We start from the raw sequence: 17806 nt of genomic DNA, 5'->3' as shown, positions 1-17806 counted from the left end.
ACGGAAGGAGGCACAGCACGCCATCCCACCGCCACGCGCGGGTCGGTGGCGCGCTGACCCGACATGACTACATCCACCGCCGTTGAGATCATCGCCCGCCCGCCGCACCGCAACCGCGACCTGATCGCAGAGTTCGGCCGCAACCACCTGCGCTACGACGGAGCACCCTTCGCCGGACTGCTGTCCCCGACCTCCACCCTGATCCCCGCCGCCGCCCGCACCCGGCTCTACGGCGACGCCCGCGCCATCGACGGCTGGTACGAAGGCCTGCTCGACCTCTACCTCGAGCTGCTGAACACCCACGGCAGCGACCACGACCTGATCCGCGCCCTGGAGTGGTGCCTGGACGACGACATGCGGCGCCTGCAACGCGAGTCCGCGGCCCGCCGGGACCGGCCGCGGATCGCGCGCCTCGACTGCGTCGACCTCGGCAGCGACCACTTCGTCACCGAAGTGCAGTGGAAAGGCGCCGGCGAAGGATGGCTCGCCGCGATCGACCGGTCCTACCGCACCGTGTTCCCGATCGAGGACGGCCACCGCCCGTTCGGCGACCTGGTCGCCAGCTGGGCAGGCGTGTTCACCGGCGCCGGATGCAGCGTCAACACCGGCCGCCGCGGCTGGGGCGACGCCGAACAGTTCCTCAACACCGAAGTCGCCGCCCTCGGCACCACCCTGACCTGGTCCGACTTCGACGACATCACCAAGATCCTCCGCGTCGACGGCGACCGCATCCTCGTCGACGCCGGCGACCGGAGCGAGCCGCTGAACCACCTGTTCCTCGACCGGCTCACCGAGGTCATGCCGACCAACCTCATCGACGCGCTCGTCACCGCCGCCACCGCCGGCACCATCGTGCTCGACACGCCACCGAGCTACCTGTTCAACCAGAAGGTGCCCCTGGCCCTGCCGTTCACCCCCGGCTACGAGCACTACTTCCCCGACGACATCCGCAAGACGCTGATCCCCACCATCCTGCTCGACCCCGGACAGCCGGACCTGGCCCGGCTCTCGCCGTTCCTGCGCCACGACGACCGCGACGCCGCAGCCCACGCCGACTCGTGGGACGACGTGGTGAACCTGCCCGAACCAGTCCGCAGCCTCATCGTGCTCAAATGCGGATCGATCGACCAGTACCACAACCACGGCGGGCAGGGCGTCTTCCGGCTCGACGGCAGCCCCGAGCAGGCCACCGCCACCCTCAAGACCGTCCTCGACCGGGCCATCACCCACAACGAGCCCTGGGTGATCCAGCCATACCTCGGCCACCAATGGCAGGTCCCGGCCACCGTGATGTCCCGGCCGGACGAGCTGACCCCCCTCGACCTGCACGCCAAGTTCGGCGTCTACCTGCACCTGCACCGCAACCGCGGGGTGACTCCGCGAATTCTCGGCGGGGTCGCCAGCCTCGGCACCACCTGGAAGGTGTCCGGCGCCTCCAAGACACCCGCGTACATCAGCGCGGACGGCACCTGGCACGGCGCCTTCCGTCACGACATCCGCGTCACCGACGCGTAACCCGGCACCAGGAAGGCAGGACCCGTGCGTGAAACCCTGTTCCGGGCCGCGCAGCCGACCGGAACCACACCCTCGGAAGAACTCGTCGGACAACTACAAGACCCCGGCCTGACCCGGCGCTGCTGGGAACAGTCACTCGCCCCGACCACCACAGCTCCGGCAGTCACCGCCTCCACACATGCGGCGACGATCCTCTGGCCGTATCCGGCCGGCACCGCCGACTGCGTCGACCGGGCCACCTGCGCCGACCACTTCGTCCGCGCCAACCCCGACTACTACGTCGTGACCCCGCTCGGCCTCGCCCACCCCGACAGCGCCCGGCTCCTCGACGGCACCAAGGTGGTGTTGTTCCTGCCGTTCGAAGACGCCGTTGCCGAACTCACCGTCGCCGGCAACCACCTGCAGATGCGTGGCCGGCGGGTCGACGCCATCATCAGCGAACTCGCCCCCGGCTACCTGTGGCGCCACGGCATCCTCGACCTCGACCCGCACCAGCCCAGCTGGCCCCTGGCCACCCATCTGGTCAACGGCAGCCTCATCGCCGCCCACAAAGGCCAGCAAGCCCACCACTTCACCACCTACTGCCGGCAACAGCCCGGCGTCGCCGCGCTCGACACCATCGTCGTGACCACGACCGAGGAACTCACCGATGCGCTCGCACAGGTCCTCGGCGACAGCCGCGCCGCCGTCATCCGCCCGTTCAGCGCGTCCCAAGGAACCGGCGTCACCTTCGTCGACCGCGACGAACTCACCGCGCGCGGCGGCACTGACACCGCCGGCCGCGTGGTCGCGCAGATCTCCGCCGCGCTGGCCCGAAAATACGGCAGCCCCGAAGCGTTCCCGCTGATCGTCACCCCGTTCACCGACCCTGCCCGCATCGACGGCTGCGTCACCGACCTGCGGATCTTCGTCTGCTACGACCCGGCCTCCGACGGACTACGCGGCCTGCCCGGCATGGTCCGCCGCGCGCAGTTACCGCTCGACGACGCCGGACCGGTCACCGCCGCCACCGCGATGACCAACCTCAACGCCGCGCCGGCACCAACGGCGATCCCTGGCCCGAGATTCTTCCCTGCCACCGACCCGCGCATCCTTGCCGTGCTCGGCCTGACCCCCGACGACCTTGTCCGGTTGTGTAGGCACGCCACCGCGATCTGGGCCACCGCGCTCCAGCACACCGCTCACCCCGACGGCTCGGGGCGGTTCGCGTACGGCAGCGTCGACTTCATCATCCGCCAGGTCGATGGCGTAGCTGTGCCGGTCGAGATGAACGGCGCGAACGTCGGCTCGCACCCGACGGTTCATCCGCGCTGGTGCCACGCCTTCGGCGCGGCCACCACCCACGTCCTGACCCAGCTGGGCTTCGCCCGATGACGGCCCCGCACCGCACCCGCCGCGTCGTCGGCGCGACCGTCAGCGTCAACACCACCGTTGGAGCTCCCGGCCCCACGGCCGTGTTCACCGTTCCCGACCTGCCGACGGCCGCAGACTGCGAACAGCTGCTGCACCGCTGGTATCCGGGTCTGCGACAGCAGATCGCGTTCAGCAAGGCGTTGTTCGTCGCCCTCACGGAGCCTGGCGAGTTCATCTGCCGATTCCTGCAGATCATCGGGCCTGCCGAGGGAATGTTCGGTACCGCGCGAGCCGGCCGCGACTGCGTCAATTCGATGATCGCCGCCTACCCCGCCGTCGCGCACCCGGACACGACTATGACGCTGGTCAACGTCGACACCGGCCTGACCTTGACCGCGACACCGTCCGGGGAGCGCACCGTCGACGTCACCGTGCAACCCCCGCGACCGGTCCAGCCCGCCGCGGTACAGCTGCCGACACCGGGCAGCCCCGGCATTCTCGCGCTGCGCGTCAACAACCCGTACGTGCTGCTCGACGCTGAGGAGGTTGGCCTGAGCGCCGACGCCCTGCTGCGCCTCGACGGGCCCGCCGACCCGGGCCTGTTACGCCCGTTCGCGACCGCCGTCACCCAGGTACAACAGCACCTGGGCCTGCCGATCGCCGCAGACCTGCCGAAGCTGGCCGTCGTCGCCCCCGACGGCCCGGACGTCTTGGCAGCCCGCACTGTCTATCTCGGTCGCTGGCACCCCGGCCTGCCCCTGACCGCCGCCACCACGTTCCTCACCGCCACCCAGATACCGCAGTCGCCCTGGCCTGGCCCCGGCGTCGCGCAGCACGGCCTCCGGCTACGAACCCCTGCCGGAGACATCCGGGTCACGAGCCGCGCCAACGGCGCCGGCGCGCTCGTCTCGTTCGGCATCCCGGCCCGGGAGGTGATCCGTGACATCCCCGCCCGCAGCATGTGACCCGGCGCCGATCACGACGCACACCATCGCCGCGGCCAGGCACCTGCTGGCCAGCAGCACCGTATGCCTGCTCGCCCGAGAACAGCCAACGCCGATTGAGGCGGCTGAGCTGGCCGGATTCGCCCAGACCCTGCCGGCCTGCGGCGTGACCGTTGGTGAGATCCGATTCGAGGACGTGCACGAGCTGTACCGGCCGGCCGCGGTCGAGGCACTCGGCGCCGCGGCGGTGGTCGTCAAGTTCACCCACGGTCCTCTCAACCGCACCGGTTTGGTCCCGGCCGTCCTCGACACGATCGGTGCCCGCCGTGCCGGGCACCCGCCGGCCGTGGACATACTGTCGCAACGAAAAAGCCTGGTCAAAGAGCTGATGCGGCGCGAACAGGTGCCCACCCTTGACTACCTGCTGCTTGACGGCGACACGCCCGCCGCAGGGCAGGTGGCGCACCTGGCCGCCCGGACCGGTGCTACCGCTTTCGTCGTCAAGCCCGACGACGGCAACGCCAGTGAAGGCCTGCACTGGGCCGGATCCGTCGCCGACGCCGCCCGGATCGTGCACGACAGCGGCCGTCGAGTGCTAGTGGAGCCGTACCGGCGCGGCCGGATCATCACCGTCGGCGCGGTCACCCTGCTGGGGCAGATCCTCACCGTCGCCCCGCTGGAGTACCTCCTCGACGGTGACCTGGTAATGGACGCCGACTGGAAGCAACACCCGAGGAGGGCTCCCGCCGAGCTGGAGCCCTCCGTCGACGCCGAGGTCCGAACCTATGCAGCACGGGTGCACCGGGCCGTCGGCGCCCGCGGGCTGTCGCGTACCGACTTCATCGTCGGCCCGGACGGCGTCACCGCCTTGGAGATCAACACCAACATCGGCCTCGGGCCCGGCCACGACATCGCCGCGGCGTTCGACGCCACCGGGCTCGGCTACGACGATCTGGTGATCTGCCAGACGGCCAGCGGACTATCGTTGCCCGGTCAACGGTGACGGCAGGCCGATGTCCGTGCGCATGACCGCGCCGTCGAGGGTGACGCGGCTCGCGAGCTCGTACGCGGCAGTCCGGGCTTCGTTCAAGGTGTCACCGAGGGCGGTGCAGCAGATCGCCCGGCCTCCGGTGGTCACCAGCCGCCCATCGTCGGTGAGGCGGGTTCCGGCATGCAGGTAGCCGGGCCCGTCCACGCCGGTGATCGGATCGCCGGCACTCGGCTGCTCCGGGTAGCCCTTCGACGCGACCACCACCGTGACCGCGGCCTTGTCGTGCCAACTCAGCGGTTCCAGTTGGTCCAGGGTGCCGGTGGCAGCGCGGTGGAACAGTGCGGCTGGGCTGGTCCGCAGCAACGGCAGCAGAACCTGCGCCTCCGGATCGCCGAACCTCACGTTGAACTCGATGACCCGCGGTCCCTGCCTGGTCAGGCACAAGCCGACGTACAGCAGCCCTGCGAACGGGGCCCCACGACCGGCCATCTCCTTCAGCACCGGGTGCACGACGGTTTGCAGGACGCCGGACACCAGATCGTCACCGACCCAAGTGATCGGCGCGTACGCGCCCATCCCACCGGTGTTCGGACCGGTATCGCCCGTGCCGACACGCTTGTAGTCCTGCGCGAGGCGCAGCGGGACCGCGGTGGTGCCGTCGGTGACCACGAATAGCGAGATCTCCGGACCGTCGAGGAACTCCTCGACGACCACCCGGCCGCAGCCGGCGGCGTGCTCCAGCGCCACCGACCGGTCATCGGTGACCACCACACCCTTACCGGCGGCCAGCGAATCGTTTTTCACCACGTACGGGGCGCCGAACTCATCGAGCGCCGCAGTCACCTGCTCCTGGGTGGTGCACGAGTGAGACCGGGCGGTCGGGACACCAGCGGCGGCCATCACGTTCTTGGAGAACGTCTTGGAGCCTTCCAACTCCGCGGCGGCGCGGGTCGGCCCGAAACAGGCGATGCCCGCGGCCTGGACGGCGTCGGTGACACCAGCGACCAGCGCAGCTTCAGGGCCGACTAGGACCAGATCGGCACGAAATGCAGTCGCCGCGTCGGCCACCGCGTCGGCGTCGGTAGGACTCACCGGGAACAGCTCACCGAGGCGGCCCATCCCAGGATTTCCCGGGGCAGAGCCCACTGCGGTGACCGACGGGTCGGCGGCGAGGGCTGTAGCGAGGGCATGTTCACGCCCACCGGAACCGACAACGAGAACACGCATGGCGACATGATAGGGCAAGCCACCACATACCGGAATGACGTCACTAGTTCGTATCCGGACCTGCAGAGCTTCTCAAAGGCGCCGGATGAGGGGATCGCGCGAGTGCATCAGGAAGGATGCGGATCCGATAGGGGCGAGCCGCAGGCAGCTCGCGCGATCAGCCGCCGGCGATCCCTTCACAAGGGTTGTCCGTCCGGGCTATCGGGCGGTGCGTCGCGTTCCACTGAACACCATCATTCGTCCGAGTGATATGTGCGGTTCTTCCCGATCAGCTATGGCTGTTAGTGTCACTCGCTTACGGGTTAACCAGCGCAAACATCAGCATATCGACTGTCAAGGAGTGCAGCAGTGCGGATCCTGTCCGAGACCTCCCGCACCTTCGGTGAGTATCTGCTTCTACCGAATCTCACCGACGAAACCTGCACACCCGAGCGGGTCGATCTGTCCGCGCCCCTGGTCCGGTATCTGGTTGGGGAACAGACGTCGATCCGCGTCGCGACGCCGATGGTCAGCGCGATCATGGGTGCTGTGTCCTCACCACGGCTAGCCATCGCGCTCGCTCAGGTAGGCGGCCTGTCCTTCCTTCACCAAAACCAGCCAATCGGCGAGCAGGCCGCGATGGTGGCGACCGTCAAGAAGCACAAGGCCGGCTTCCGGCACAACGACGTCAACATCAAACCGTCGGCCACGCTGCACGAGGCTGACCTGCTGATGAAGGAAAACCGCCTGGACGTTGTGGTCGTCACCGACGACGGGACACCATCAGGGCACTTTCTAGGCCTCCTGACCAGCCGCGACTACAACTTCCACCGTCATCAGCCCAGCGACAGCGTCGAGTCGCGGATCCTGCCGGTCGCCGACCTCGTCACCGCACCTCAAGGCACGTCGCTGGAGCAGGCCAACTCCCTGCTCTGGGACTCCCGCCAGGATGTACTGCCCATTCTCGACACCACCGGCCAACTGACGGCCCTGGTGCAACGCCGCGACTACGAACTGCACGAGCAGTTCCGCAACGAGTCGGTCGACGCCGACAAACGGTTCCGCGTAGGCGCCGGCGTCAACACCCGCGACTACAAGGACCGCATCCCAGCACTGGTCGACGCCGGCGCCGACGTGCTCTGCCTGGACTCCTCCGACGGCTTCTCCGTCTGGCAGCACCGCGTCATCGAATTCGTCCGCGAACGGTACGGCGACACCGTGCGCATCGGAGCCGGCAACGTGGTCGATGCCCGCGGCTTCAACTACCTCGCCGGGGCCGGGGCCGACTTCGTCAAGGTCGGCATCGGCGGCGGATCGATCTGCATCACCCGAGACCAGAAGGGCATCGGCCGCGGCCAGGCGACCGCCCTGGCCGAGGTCATTCCCGCCCGTGATGCCTTTGCGGAGCAGACCGGCATGTACGTGCCGGTCTGCTCCGACGGTGGCATCATCCACGATTCGCACATGGCAGTCGCACTGGCATTCGGGGCGGACTTCCTCATGCTCGGGCGATACTTCGCCCGGTTCGACGAGAGCCCGGCGCCGAAGGTCCGCGGCGCCGGCGGCCAGGTCCTCAAGGAGTATTGGGGCGAAGGCAGTTCCCGCGCGCGCAACGCTGCCCGGTACGGGCAAGGCGACATGGTCTTTGAAGAGGGCGTCGACGGATACGTCAACTACTCTGGCGCCCTTGCCGACAACGTCAAGGTCACCCTCGCCAAGATCCGATCGACGATGATTAGCTGCGGATCGACCACGCTCCGGCAATTCCACGAGACCGCGATTCTCGAGCCGGTCTCCCAGCAGACCTTCGTGCAGAACTCCGAGGAGGTTGACCGCAACGACCGGCCGACCGTTGTCTGATCGCCCTGCCGTCGCCTCATGCAATCTCCAAGGTGTCGGCAGCCGCATCGTGCTTCGCCTCCGGCCGTTCCGTTCAGTGGGTTGTGCGCTTCGCATGGTCTTTGGGACCATTTCCCGACTGTGACCGACGCCATCCGGCCCGGGAAGGAGTGGCGGTGGCGCGAACCGAGCATCAGCGCAATGAACGGTTCCGCGTGGCGCGCACACGCCTTCAACTCACGCGGCAAGCAGTCGCCGACGCGGCGAACCAGCATCTGCCACGTCTGCACTCCATGAACGACAACGACATCGGCAAGATCGAGAGAGGCGTGGTTTCCTGGCCGGGCTCCGAACGGCGCGCGGCACTTCGGAGGGTTCTTGGTGCCGCAACCGACGATGAGCTGGGCTTCGTCAATTCCCGTGCCATGTTCGCCGACTCTGGCACTGCCACACGGCGCGTTGAGCAGTTCACCCTGCCGGCAGATGCGTTGGCCGCCGGACCGTTCAACGATGCCGGCGAAGGCGCCGATCCGCTTGTGGCCTTCGCTGTCGGCGGACCGGTCAGTGGTCCATGGCTCGTCCTGCTGGACAACCTCGCGTCTCTGGCCGAAACCCTGGGATGGAACGCAGTCCGGCCGTTGGCGGCTAAGCAGATGCAGAGCCTGGAAGCGCTCCGTCAGCAGGATTCCGAGCTGGCCGGACGACTCGCCGTTGCAGATGCGCGCTGGTCCGAGTTCATGAGCTGGATATGCGCAAACAACGGCGTTCCCGGCGACGATTGGCTGCGCCGAGCACGCCATCGTGCGGAGGCCGCCGGCGACGCTGTGGTGGAGGCGTACGTACTCATGCGGCAGAGCCAGCAAGCGCTCGATGCAGGCGACCCCACCTCCGCCGTGGCGTTGTCGCGCAGAGCGCTGCGATACGGCCCCCTGCCGACCCGGACCCAAGCACTGTGCCTGACAAGGCTGGCCGAGGGACTGGCTCTAGCCGGCAGCGAGTCAGGGCTGGAAGCTTTGGACGTCGCCCACCACAATGTGAAGACCGCTTCAACGTCTCCTCAGGATCACATCTCCCGGCACTGCGACGTGCGGTACATCGATGGGATCCGGGCCCGCTGCCACTATCTGCTGGGAAACCACCAGGAGGCAGCGGCGCTGCTGACGGATGTGCTCGCGGACGAACAGCCTGCCGGATCGGTCGATCTCGGGATCTGGCACGCCTACCTCGCCGAAACCCACGCACCACGCCATCCGGAGAAGAGCGCTGAGGCAGGGCTGCAGGCGCTGGCGGTGTCGCGGGCGGCAGACTCAGCCCGCGTCGTGCAAGCCCTGCTCCCCGTCGCTGTGCAGCTGAGGCCGCATCGTGGTCTTGACCTCGTGGCCAAATTCCTCCAGCAGCACAGCGCAGCCGTTGCCACTCAACTGTCAGTATCGGAATCATGGACTTGATCACCCTTGCGACAACGGCAGACATCCGAGACCGCCAGCCCAAGATCGCCATTCTGCCCGTCGGTAGTTTCGAGCAGCACGGCCGTTACCTTCCGCTGGCCACCGACACGATCGTCGCATCAGCCATAGCCGGAGAACTCACGACTGCATACAACGTGCTCGTCCTGCCCCCGATCACCATGTCCTGCTCGCACGAACATGCGGCCTGGCCAGGGACCATCAGCCTGAGCCACCGCACCGTCAGCGCGGTCATCGACGACGTGGTGGACAGCCTCACCGCTCAGGGCATCGACAAACTAGCGATCATCAGCGGCCACGGCGGCAACTACTTCCTCAGCAACGTGGTCCAGTCCGCCAACGCGGCTACGCCCAGGTCCATGACGCTGTTCCCGAGCCGAGACGACTGGCGGAAGGCGCGTCAGGACGCCGATCTCGAGACGGATGACCATGAGGACATGCACGCCGGCGAACTCGAAGTCTCCATCCTGCTAGCGGTCGCGCCCGACGCACTGCGTGACGGCTTCAAGTCTGCCGATCACCGGTCGAACGCACGACCTCACCTGTTGATCGAAGGTATGGCCGGCTACACGAGTAGCGGCGTAATCGGACGCCCCTCAGCCGGAACAGCGGCAAAGGGCAAGGCGATTCTGACCAGCCTCGTGACGTCCTTCGATGCGCACCTGCGCCAGCTCAACGCAGCCTGAGAGCCAGCTGCGTCAGCATCGCCCGCGCCCTCCACACCCGAACGCCTGCCACGGTCTGGGTGCGTCGCCGTGCAACCTTCAGCTCCAAGCCCTATGGAGCATTCTCACATGCGCCAGGCGCCAGACACCCGAAGCGCCACTGGCCGACGATCCCAAACCGTCGAGGTAATCGGTGGGATGCGAGCTGACTGTTCCGCCCCGGGTTTGATGGAGACATCCAAACCTGGGAGAGAATCTCGTTATGGCGGCACCGAAGAAGTACCCCGATGAGCTGCGTGAGCGCGCGACCCGGCTGGCGGTCGAGGCCCGCCGTGATCCGGCGTCAGCGGTCGGGGCGATCCGGCGGATCGCCGATCAGCTCGGGATTCATCCCGAAGCGTTGCGGACGTGGGTGAAGAAGGCTGAGGTCGATGCCGGTGATCGGCCGGGCACGACGAGCAGCGACGCGGAGCGCCTCGCCGCTCTGGAACGCGAGAATCGTGAGTTGCGCCGGGCGAATCAGATCTTGAAGTCCGCGGCGTCTTTCTTCGCGGCGGAGCTGGACCGTCCGTCGCGGTGAGGGTCGCTTTCGTCGACTCGCAATACGAGGAACACGGTGTCCAGCCGGTCCTGCAGGCCCTCCAAGACACGCCGGCACAGATCGCACCGTCAACCTACTACGCCGCCAAGACCCGCCCGGCCAGCGCCCGGACGGTCCGCGACATCGAACTGACCGCGAGGATCACACAGGTCCATCAGGAGAACTACGGCGTCTACGGCGCCCGCAAGATCTGGCACGAGCTGCACCGCACGGGCGAGCCGGTGGCCCGCTGCACCGTCGAAAGGCTCATGCGCGCCGCGGGGCTGCGCGGGCTGCTGCGCGACAAGTCACCGCGCACAACCCGGCCCGCGGCCGAGACCGACCGGCCACATGACCTGGTCAAACGTAACTTCACCGCGAAACATCCGAACCAGCTGTGGGTTGCTGACCTGACCTACGTACGCACCAGCATCGGCTGGGTCTACGTCGCGTTCGTGCTCGACGTGTACTCCCGGCTGATCGTCGGCTGGCAGGTATCCACCTCGCTCTACACCGACCTCGCCCTCGACGCCTTGAAAATGGCCGTCTGGCGCCGCGAAAGTCAGGGCGCTGACCTGAGCAAACTGATTCACCATTCCGACCGCGGGGTCCAATATCGAGCAATCCGTTACAGCCAGCGGCTCGCCGATGCCGGCGCCGTGGCCTCTGTCGGGTCGAAGGGCGATTCGTATGACAACGCGATGGCCGAGGCGTTCAACTCCCTGTTCAAGGCCGAACTCGTGCGTAACAAGGGCCCGTGGCGAGGACTCGACGACCTCGAGATGGCCACCGTCGAGTACATCGACTGGTACAACAACCGGCGCCTGCACGGCGAGATCGGGCACGTCCCACCCGCTGAACACGAGGCATCACACGCGATGACCCGCCCGGCCACCGCACCCCTGAAAACCAGCTAACTAACTCTCCATCAAACCCGGGGCTTGACAGACAGCCGCACACCAACCGCTGCCGCATAGATACCCACCAACCTTGCCATTCTCCCGATGGCCGCTTTTACCCAGGCAGACACCACTTTTGTCGGCTAAATTCCCGCCAGGTTCCCGTCTAAATTCCCGCTTGGATGGCGTTCCCCTCCACAGCGGCAAGCCGGATGGTGGAACAACACAATGGCAGTCGATGACCGGGTACGAACGGCCACTGGCCACAGGGTGACGAAGGCATCCGCGAGGGTTCGCCGGCCGGCCTGTTGCTACCCGTCTCAACCGGCCCCGGGAACCCCGACAGTCAGGAGGAAACATGCCACCTGCCCTCGCGGAAGCACTCGGTCCGCCCCTGCGTATCGGATATAGCTGCTGGGGTTTCCTCACCGATGGGGTGCTCGACACGCCGGATGGAGCACGTAGCTTCCGCCGCGCGTTTGTGGATGCATTACAGGCAGCCGGTCACGAGGTCGTGCTGGTGCAGGCCAATCGTGACTTGATCGAGGCCGGCACCGATCTCACCGGCACCTACCGGTTCGATGCCGGGCTGCCGAGCCTCGACGCCATCGTTTTCGAGTGGCGATGGCCGCTCCCCGGCCGCAACACCACCGCTTGCGGGACGCCGGGGCACACCTGCGATCTGCATCGCCAGCAGCAGCTGCTCGACCACTACACCCATGACCTCGGGTTGCCGACTGTCGTGTGGGATCACGATCTGTGGCTGCCCGCCGATGATCCGCTGCGAGGCCATGCGAACGTACGCGTCGCTGACCCCGCGCTGCATCCCAGCACGGGCGCGATCACCGTAACGTCTCCTGTCCCGGACAGGAGGCTCGACACCGCCGACCCGAGTGACCTCGCCCGGCTTCCTCGCCCGCTGCCATTGGTGTACGTCGGCAACCAGTACGGCCGTGATGAGGCGTTCGACCGCTGGTTCGCGCCCGCCGCCGCACAGATGAATCACCGGGTCGCCGGCAAATGGACGAACACGAGCGCATGGCCGCACGTGCAGTTCACCGGCCGGATCAGATTCGCTGACGTCGCGGGACTGCACGCCCAAGCGCTCGCGACGGTGCTGTTGAAGCCTGAGCGTTACCGCACCGTAGGCGCCTTCGGGACGCGTCTGTTCGAGTCCGTCACCCAGGGGTGCCTGCCGATGACTCCGGCCGACACGGTCGGCGCCGAGCGGCTCACACCGAAGATCTTGCACGTGCGTGACGCCGCAGAACTTGTCGACCGGATCCGCTGGATCGAAGACATCGCCGGCACTGACGAACACGCCGACGTGATCCGCGCCTGTCTGGACCTGCTGGAGCCGTACCGGGTCTCACGACAAGCCGCCGTGCTGCTCGCTGCCCTGCACGACCTCGCCGGTACGACCCGGCCCGCCCCTGTCAGGAGTCGCTGATGCTCACCCCGGCCGAGTTCGACACGTTCACCGACGCCTACACCGCGGTGCTGCGCCGCATCCTCACCGACCCCGAGTACGAGACCTCCGGTCGCGGCAAGGACGGCCTCGAAGTACCCAACATCAGCTTCCGACTCACCGATCCGACCCAGCGCACCCCCTGGCTGACCGCACGCAAATCCAACATCGCGTTCAACTACGCCGAGCTGCTGTGGTACGTCTCCGGCCGCGCCGACGTGTCCATGATCAGCTACTACGCGCCCCGACTGGCGAAGCTGTCCACTGACGGCACCACCCTGACCGGCACCGCGTACGGCCCCCGCCTCTTCGGTCCGGGCGGCGACGACGGGCTGTCTCAGTTCGACCGGTGCCTGAAGGCGCTGCGACAGGACCCGGACAGCAAACGCGCGGCGATGGTCATCATGCGCCCGCACGAGCCGATCGGCGTCGACAACCCGGACGTCGCTTGCACCCTCGCGCTGCAGTTCATGCTCCGCGGCGGCCGTCTGCACGCCACCGGATACATGCGCGGCAACGACGCGGTCATCGGCCTGCTCGGCGACACGTTCGCGTTCACGATGATCCAGGAGATCGCCGCCCGGCGCCTCGGCGTCGAACTCGGCACCTACACCCACCACGTCGGCTCGATGCACATCAACGTCCTCGACCGCGACAAGGTGACCGCCATCCTCGCCGAAGCCGACAGCCGGCCCGCCCCTCAGTTCCCGGCCCCGCCAATGCCCGGTCTCAGCGACAGCGACCTCGAGGTAATACTCGACTGGGAGAGCGCCCTACGCACCGGTGGCAGCGAATTGACTGCCGAGGCGGCTGCCGAACTGGCGTTGCCCGACTACTGGCAGCAGGTGCTGCTGATCTTCCAGGCATACCAGCAGATCAAGGCCGGGCACCGGGTCACCGACGACATCGCCGCCGCCCTGACGCCTGCGCACCGGTGGCTACTCGCCGCCCGCTGGCCCGACCGGCTCGCCGGCCCCGACCTGACAACGCAGCCGGCATGACCGACGCCCCGACGGTCGACTGGACCCTCTGGACCGTCATACTGCTCAAACCCGACTGCCTGCACCGGAACCTGCTCAGCCCCGTGCTGGCCATGATCGCCGAACACCTCACCGTCCTGCACGTCACGACGGTGTTCCCCACCGAAGAGCAGATCTTCACGCACTACGCCGACATGCTGCCGCGCTCGGCCGAACTCGGCCGCGACGTGCCCGCGGAACTGCGCCGCATCTATCTCGGCCGGCAGGCGGCGGTCGCGCTCGGCTACGGCCCCGACGCCGCGCCCCGGCTGCGGGCCCTGCTCGGCCCCACCGACCCCGCCGCCGCCGGACCGGACACGATCCGCGGCCGATTCGCCGCCGACAGCCTCGCCCAAGCTACGGCGGAGGGCCGGCTGATCGACAACGTCATCCACAGCTCGGACACCAGCGCGGCTGCAGCCGCCGATTTCGCTACCTGGTACGGGCCCGGCAACACCCATCTGCTGCGCGCCCCGATCTCCGCCCACGTGAATGGAGACCCCCGATGACCGGTCCGACCCTGCTGACGATCTCCCCCGGCCCGAAACAGCTGCGCCTGATGCCCGAGGCCGAGCAGGCCGGCCTCGACCCGTACATCGCGCAGATCATCGGCAACCGCAAGAGCGGCCTATCGCTCAACCACATCGTCGGCTGCGCCCTCAACTGCGGTTATTGCGTCCGGCACTTCTGGGGCAACTTCGACATGAAGATCCCCCAGCTGCTCGTGCCCACCGACCAGGCCATCGACCTGCTGATCGGCCACCCGATGTTCACGCCGCACGTCACGCCGCTGCAGATCTTCAACAAGGCCACCGACCCGTTCCTGCCCGGCGTCAAACCGCACCTGTTCCAGGTGCTGGCCGCCCTCGACCAACGTGGCTTCACCAACCACATGCTGGTCATCACCCGGTTCAAGGTCACCGCCGACGACATGGCGTTCCTGGAAAGCCTCCAGCACCTGCGGGTCACGCTGCTGTTCACCTACTCGGGCATCACCGACGACCGGATCGAGCCGATCTCCAAGAGCAACATGACCGTCACCTCCATCCGCACCGCAGCCGAGCACCGCAAGCGGACCGGCGTCATCCTGTACTGGCGGCCGATCACCCCGGGCTGGAACGACAGCCCGGAGACCATGGCGCACGTCCTGGAGGTCGGCCGTGACGTCGACGCGATGGTGTTCACCGGCCTGTACCACAAGCAGGAGAACGCCACCTACCTCGAAAGCCTGGGCGTCACCGTCCCGTATAGCGAGGACGAATACCACCGCCGCAAGACAATGGCCGCCGATCTCGATGCCCGGGTCGTCGCGGCCTGGCGCGCTTCCGGCAGCACCACCCCGCTGTTCCGGAAAACGTCCTGCGGCGTCGCCTACGCCCACGCCACGTTCGACTACAACGGCCACTGGGGCGTTCGCGAACTGTGCGACATCTGCCCCCTGGAGCAGCAGCGTCGCTGCGCCGACGCCCTGCAGCAGCCCACCGACGACCAGATGCGCGCCGCCCTCGACCACTTCGGCTTCGACACACCTTGGGAGTTCGACGACGGCCACGTCTGGACCACCGGCCTGGGAGAACAGCGCCGCTACGCCCTGCAACACCGCTTCGGCTACCAGTTCTGGGACATCGAGACGCCGCACGTGCTGGGCGCGCACGGCAGGTCGTTGACCGGCCACGACCTCGACCCCGCCCAGGCCGCGGACTTCGAACGGGTGAGGCAGAACTTCGCGCTCGCGGCTCGCACCGAGGACGACTGAGCGCCGGTACGGTGAACGCGGTGACCACCGAACCTGTGCCCTGGCACGCCGCGAACCTGGTCGCCCTCGATCTGGAAGGCACCGGCGCCCAGGAACGCGACCACGAGCAGATCCTCGAGATAGCCGCGGTCCGGCTCCTCAACGGGCACCCGGACATCGCCACCGCCTACACCACCGGCATCGATCCAGGCCGGGTGATCCCCGCCCGGCCGTGGATCTCACCCGGGCTGGCCGGCGCCGCCCTGCACGGCCAGCCCACCCTCGACGACATCCGCCCCGCCCTGCTCGCCCGCCTGCGCGGCGCGTGGCTGGTCGGCCACAACATCGGCGTCGACTGGCGCCTGCTGCACCGGCACCTGCCCGACCTGACCATCGCCGGCCTCATCGACACGATGCGCCTCGCGAAAGCCGCCACCATACCCGGCAAAGTCGGCCTCACCGACTTACTGACCCACCTGCAACTGACCGCTGCCGTCACCGCCGCCGCACACGGCAGCCGGCCCCACCGAGCGCTGTGGGACACCACCGGCGCGGCACTGCTGCTTCCCGCCCTGATCCGCCAGCACTTCGCCACCGAACCCACATTGCGCCAACTCGCCGCAGTCGCCGCGATTCCCCTCGCAGCACCGCAGTCGACGACCACTGTCGCAGCCGAAGATCCGCAACCCACCCTGTTCGACTGACGGCCTCCGCATCGTCACCGGGGCCATAGGAGAAGCACCTCGATGACCAGCAGCACCGACACCCGAACCTTCGCCATCGGCGGTGACCTGCCGGTCCGGCGCCTCGGCTACGGCACCATGCAACTCACCGGCCCCGGTCACTGGGACCTGCCCGCCGACCCCGACGCCGCCCGCCGCCTGCTGCGCGCCGCCGTTCACGACCACGGCATCAACCATCTCGACACGGCGGACGCCTATGGCCCGCACACCGTCGAAACCTTGATCCGCGAAGCGTTGCACCCCTACCCCGACGACCTGCTCATCGCGACCAAAGGCGGCCTGCTACGGCCCGGACCGAACATCTGGCGTCCCTGCGGCCGACCGGAGTACCTGACCCAGTGCGCCGAACTGAGCCTGCGCCGCCTGCGCATCGACACCCTCGACCTGTACTACCTGCACCGCATCGACCCGCAGGTGCCGCTCGCCGACCAGCTCGGCGTGCTCGTCGACCTGCAGAGCGCCGGCAAGATTCGGCACATCGGCCTGTCGAAAGTCACCGTCGACCAGCTCGAACAAGCCCGCGCGATCACGGACATCGCCGCCGTCCAGAACCAGCACACCGTGACCAGCACCGATCCGGTCCTCGGCTACTGCGAGACCAACGGTCTGGCCTACGTCGCCTACAAGCCGTTCGACGCCGGCATCACCCTGCCGACCGCCAACGATCCAACGGCGGCACCCGGGCCGGTCGAGACGCTGCGCACGCTGCTGGCCCGTTCCCCGGCGATGCTCGTCATCCCCGGTACGGCCTCGGCGGAGCACCTTCGGACCAACTGCTCCGCCGACCACCAAGTCTCCGCGAACTGACGCCCCCTCGTGCCGGAAGGAAGCGCATGACGGCCACGATCCAGACCGGCGACAGCACGGCTGACGAGCCGTTCGACCTGCTGGTGGCCACCGCCCACGAGCTGGCTGCGCGCTATCCCGCCGATACGGGAGCGTTCGTCAGGTTGGCGAAGCTGACCGAGGAGACCGGTGAAGTCGCCAGGCAGATCAACATCTGGGCCGGCACCGGTCTCAAGCGCGAGAAGCACGGTGCGTTCGATGCCGGCGAGCTTGCCGCGGAGCTGTCCGACGTCCTGCGGGCCGCCGTTAGTATCGCCCTTGACCTCGGCATCGTCGACCAGGTGACCGCCGCGATCCGCCGCCGGCACGACGACATACTCGGCAGCAAAGGATGCGCCCCGGTGCAGGCGCCAGACGACCGCATCGTCGAGGCTGTCGATGTGTCTGGCCGGTAACCGCCACCGTGGCGCCGGCGGATCTGACGGGCCCGCTGCGACACGCGGCATTCGACCATATGTGCGAAAACGGGGCCCGGTTCGGCTGACTCCGTCGCGTGCCCGACAGCCCGGACCGCGCTCACTCCGGTACCGATATGCC

Annotated in this window: 15 protein-coding genes and 1 pseudogene; 15 read left to right on the top strand and 1 reads right to left on the bottom strand. The window is 67.8% G+C overall.

Features of this window, described 5'->3' with window-relative positions:
• The first annotated feature begins 63 nt into the window (after positions 1-63).
• Genes ACSHV8_RS00975 through ACSHV8_RS00960 form a run of 4 tightly spaced genes read left to right on the top strand, consistent with a single transcriptional unit; the run spans position 64 to position 4815 of the window.
• Entirely contained in the window at positions 64-1515 is a 1452-nt protein-coding gene (locus ACSHV8_RS00975; RefSeq protein ID WP_436528425.1) for a hypothetical protein, read from the top strand.
• A 24-nt stretch (positions 1516-1539) separates the two neighbouring features.
• Positions 1540-2889, top strand: coding sequence for a hypothetical protein (locus ACSHV8_RS00970; RefSeq protein WP_436528423.1), 1350 nt, complete (start codon positions 1540-1542; stop codon positions 2887-2889).
• Positions 2886-3833 carry a hypothetical protein gene (locus tag ACSHV8_RS00965; RefSeq protein ID WP_436528421.1) on the top strand — a complete coding sequence of 316 codons (948 nt, stop codon included), beginning with the start codon at positions 2886-2888 and terminating at the stop codon, positions 3831-3833. Before ACSHV8_RS00970 ends, ACSHV8_RS00965 begins: the two co-directional genes overlap by 4 nt.
• Positions 3808-4815: a hypothetical protein gene (locus ACSHV8_RS00960; RefSeq protein ID WP_436528419.1), complete on the top strand. Its 1008-nt coding sequence runs from the start codon at positions 3808-3810 to the stop codon at positions 4813-4815. Before ACSHV8_RS00965 ends, ACSHV8_RS00960 begins: the two co-directional genes overlap by 26 nt.
• On the opposite strand, the gene purD is transcribed toward ACSHV8_RS00960, so the two are convergent.
• Positions 4792-6030 carry a phosphoribosylamine--glycine ligase gene (purD, locus tag ACSHV8_RS00955; protein ID WP_436528417.1) on the bottom strand — a complete coding sequence of 413 codons (1239 nt, stop codon included), beginning with the start codon at positions 6028-6030 and terminating at the stop codon, positions 4792-4794. The two genes, ACSHV8_RS00960 and purD, sit on opposite strands and share 24 nt — an antisense overlap.
• A 348-nt stretch (positions 6031-6378) precedes the next feature.
• Between purD and ACSHV8_RS00950 the strand changes: the two genes are divergently transcribed.
• The 11 genes and pseudogenes from ACSHV8_RS00950 to ACSHV8_RS00900 all read left to right on the top strand — a co-directional run bounded on the left by ACSHV8_RS00950 (position 6379) and on the right by ACSHV8_RS00900 (position 17664).
• Complete coding sequence (locus ACSHV8_RS00950) at positions 6379-7869, top strand: IMP dehydrogenase (protein ID WP_436528416.1); 1491 nt, start codon at positions 6379-6381, stop codon at positions 7867-7869.
• A gap of 155 nt (positions 7870-8024) precedes the next feature.
• Complete coding sequence (locus ACSHV8_RS00945; RefSeq protein WP_436528414.1) at positions 8025-9296, top strand: hypothetical protein; 1272 nt, start codon at positions 8025-8027, stop codon at positions 9294-9296.
• Entirely contained in the window at positions 9287-10000 is a 714-nt protein-coding gene (locus ACSHV8_RS00940) for a creatininase family protein (protein ID WP_436528413.1), read from the top strand. The genes ACSHV8_RS00945 and ACSHV8_RS00940 overlap by 10 nt, the downstream gene beginning before the upstream one ends.
• Before the next feature lie 241 nt (positions 10001-10241).
• Positions 10242-11476 (top strand): annotated as a pseudogene (locus ACSHV8_RS00935) (IS3 family transposase).
• Positions 11477-11816: 340 nt separating this feature from the next.
• Positions 11817-12908, top strand: a complete 1092-nt coding sequence (locus ACSHV8_RS00930) for a hypothetical protein (protein ID WP_436528411.1) — start codon at positions 11817-11819, stop codon at positions 12906-12908.
• Complete coding sequence (locus ACSHV8_RS00925) at positions 12908-13927, top strand: thymidylate synthase (protein WP_436528409.1); 1020 nt, start codon at positions 12908-12910, stop codon at positions 13925-13927. The genes ACSHV8_RS00930 and ACSHV8_RS00925 overlap by 1 nt, the downstream gene beginning before the upstream one ends.
• Positions 13924-14454, top strand: a complete 531-nt coding sequence (locus ACSHV8_RS00920; RefSeq protein WP_436528408.1) for a nucleoside-diphosphate kinase — start codon at positions 13924-13926, stop codon at positions 14452-14454. Before ACSHV8_RS00925 ends, ACSHV8_RS00920 begins: the two co-directional genes overlap by 4 nt.
• Positions 14451-15701, top strand: a complete 1251-nt coding sequence (locus ACSHV8_RS00915) for a hypothetical protein (protein WP_436528406.1) — start codon at positions 14451-14453, stop codon at positions 15699-15701. The genes ACSHV8_RS00920 and ACSHV8_RS00915 overlap by 4 nt, the downstream gene beginning before the upstream one ends.
• Positions 15702-15721: 20 nt before the next feature.
• Positions 15722-16384, top strand: coding sequence for a 3'-5' exonuclease (locus ACSHV8_RS00910; protein WP_436528404.1), 663 nt, complete (start codon positions 15722-15724; stop codon positions 16382-16384).
• 42 nt (positions 16385-16426) lie between these two features.
• Positions 16427-17230: an aldo/keto reductase gene (locus ACSHV8_RS00905; RefSeq protein ID WP_436528402.1), complete on the top strand. Its 804-nt coding sequence runs from the start codon at positions 16427-16429 to the stop codon at positions 17228-17230.
• 26 nt (positions 17231-17256) lie between these two features.
• The gene (locus ACSHV8_RS00900; protein ID WP_436528401.1) at positions 17257-17664 is read left to right on the top strand and encodes a hypothetical protein; all 408 of its coding nucleotides are present in this window, start codon (positions 17257-17259) and stop codon (positions 17662-17664) included.
• The last annotated feature ends 142 nt before the right edge of the window (positions 17665-17806 follow it).

Source organism: Actinoplanes sp. HUAS TT8, from assembly GCF_051380535.1.
GTDB lineage: Bacteria > Actinomycetota > Actinomycetes > Mycobacteriales > Micromonosporaceae > Actinoplanes.
The sequence above is the reverse complement of the archived record's forward strand: the minus strand, read 5'-3'. Positions and strand labels throughout refer to the sequence as shown.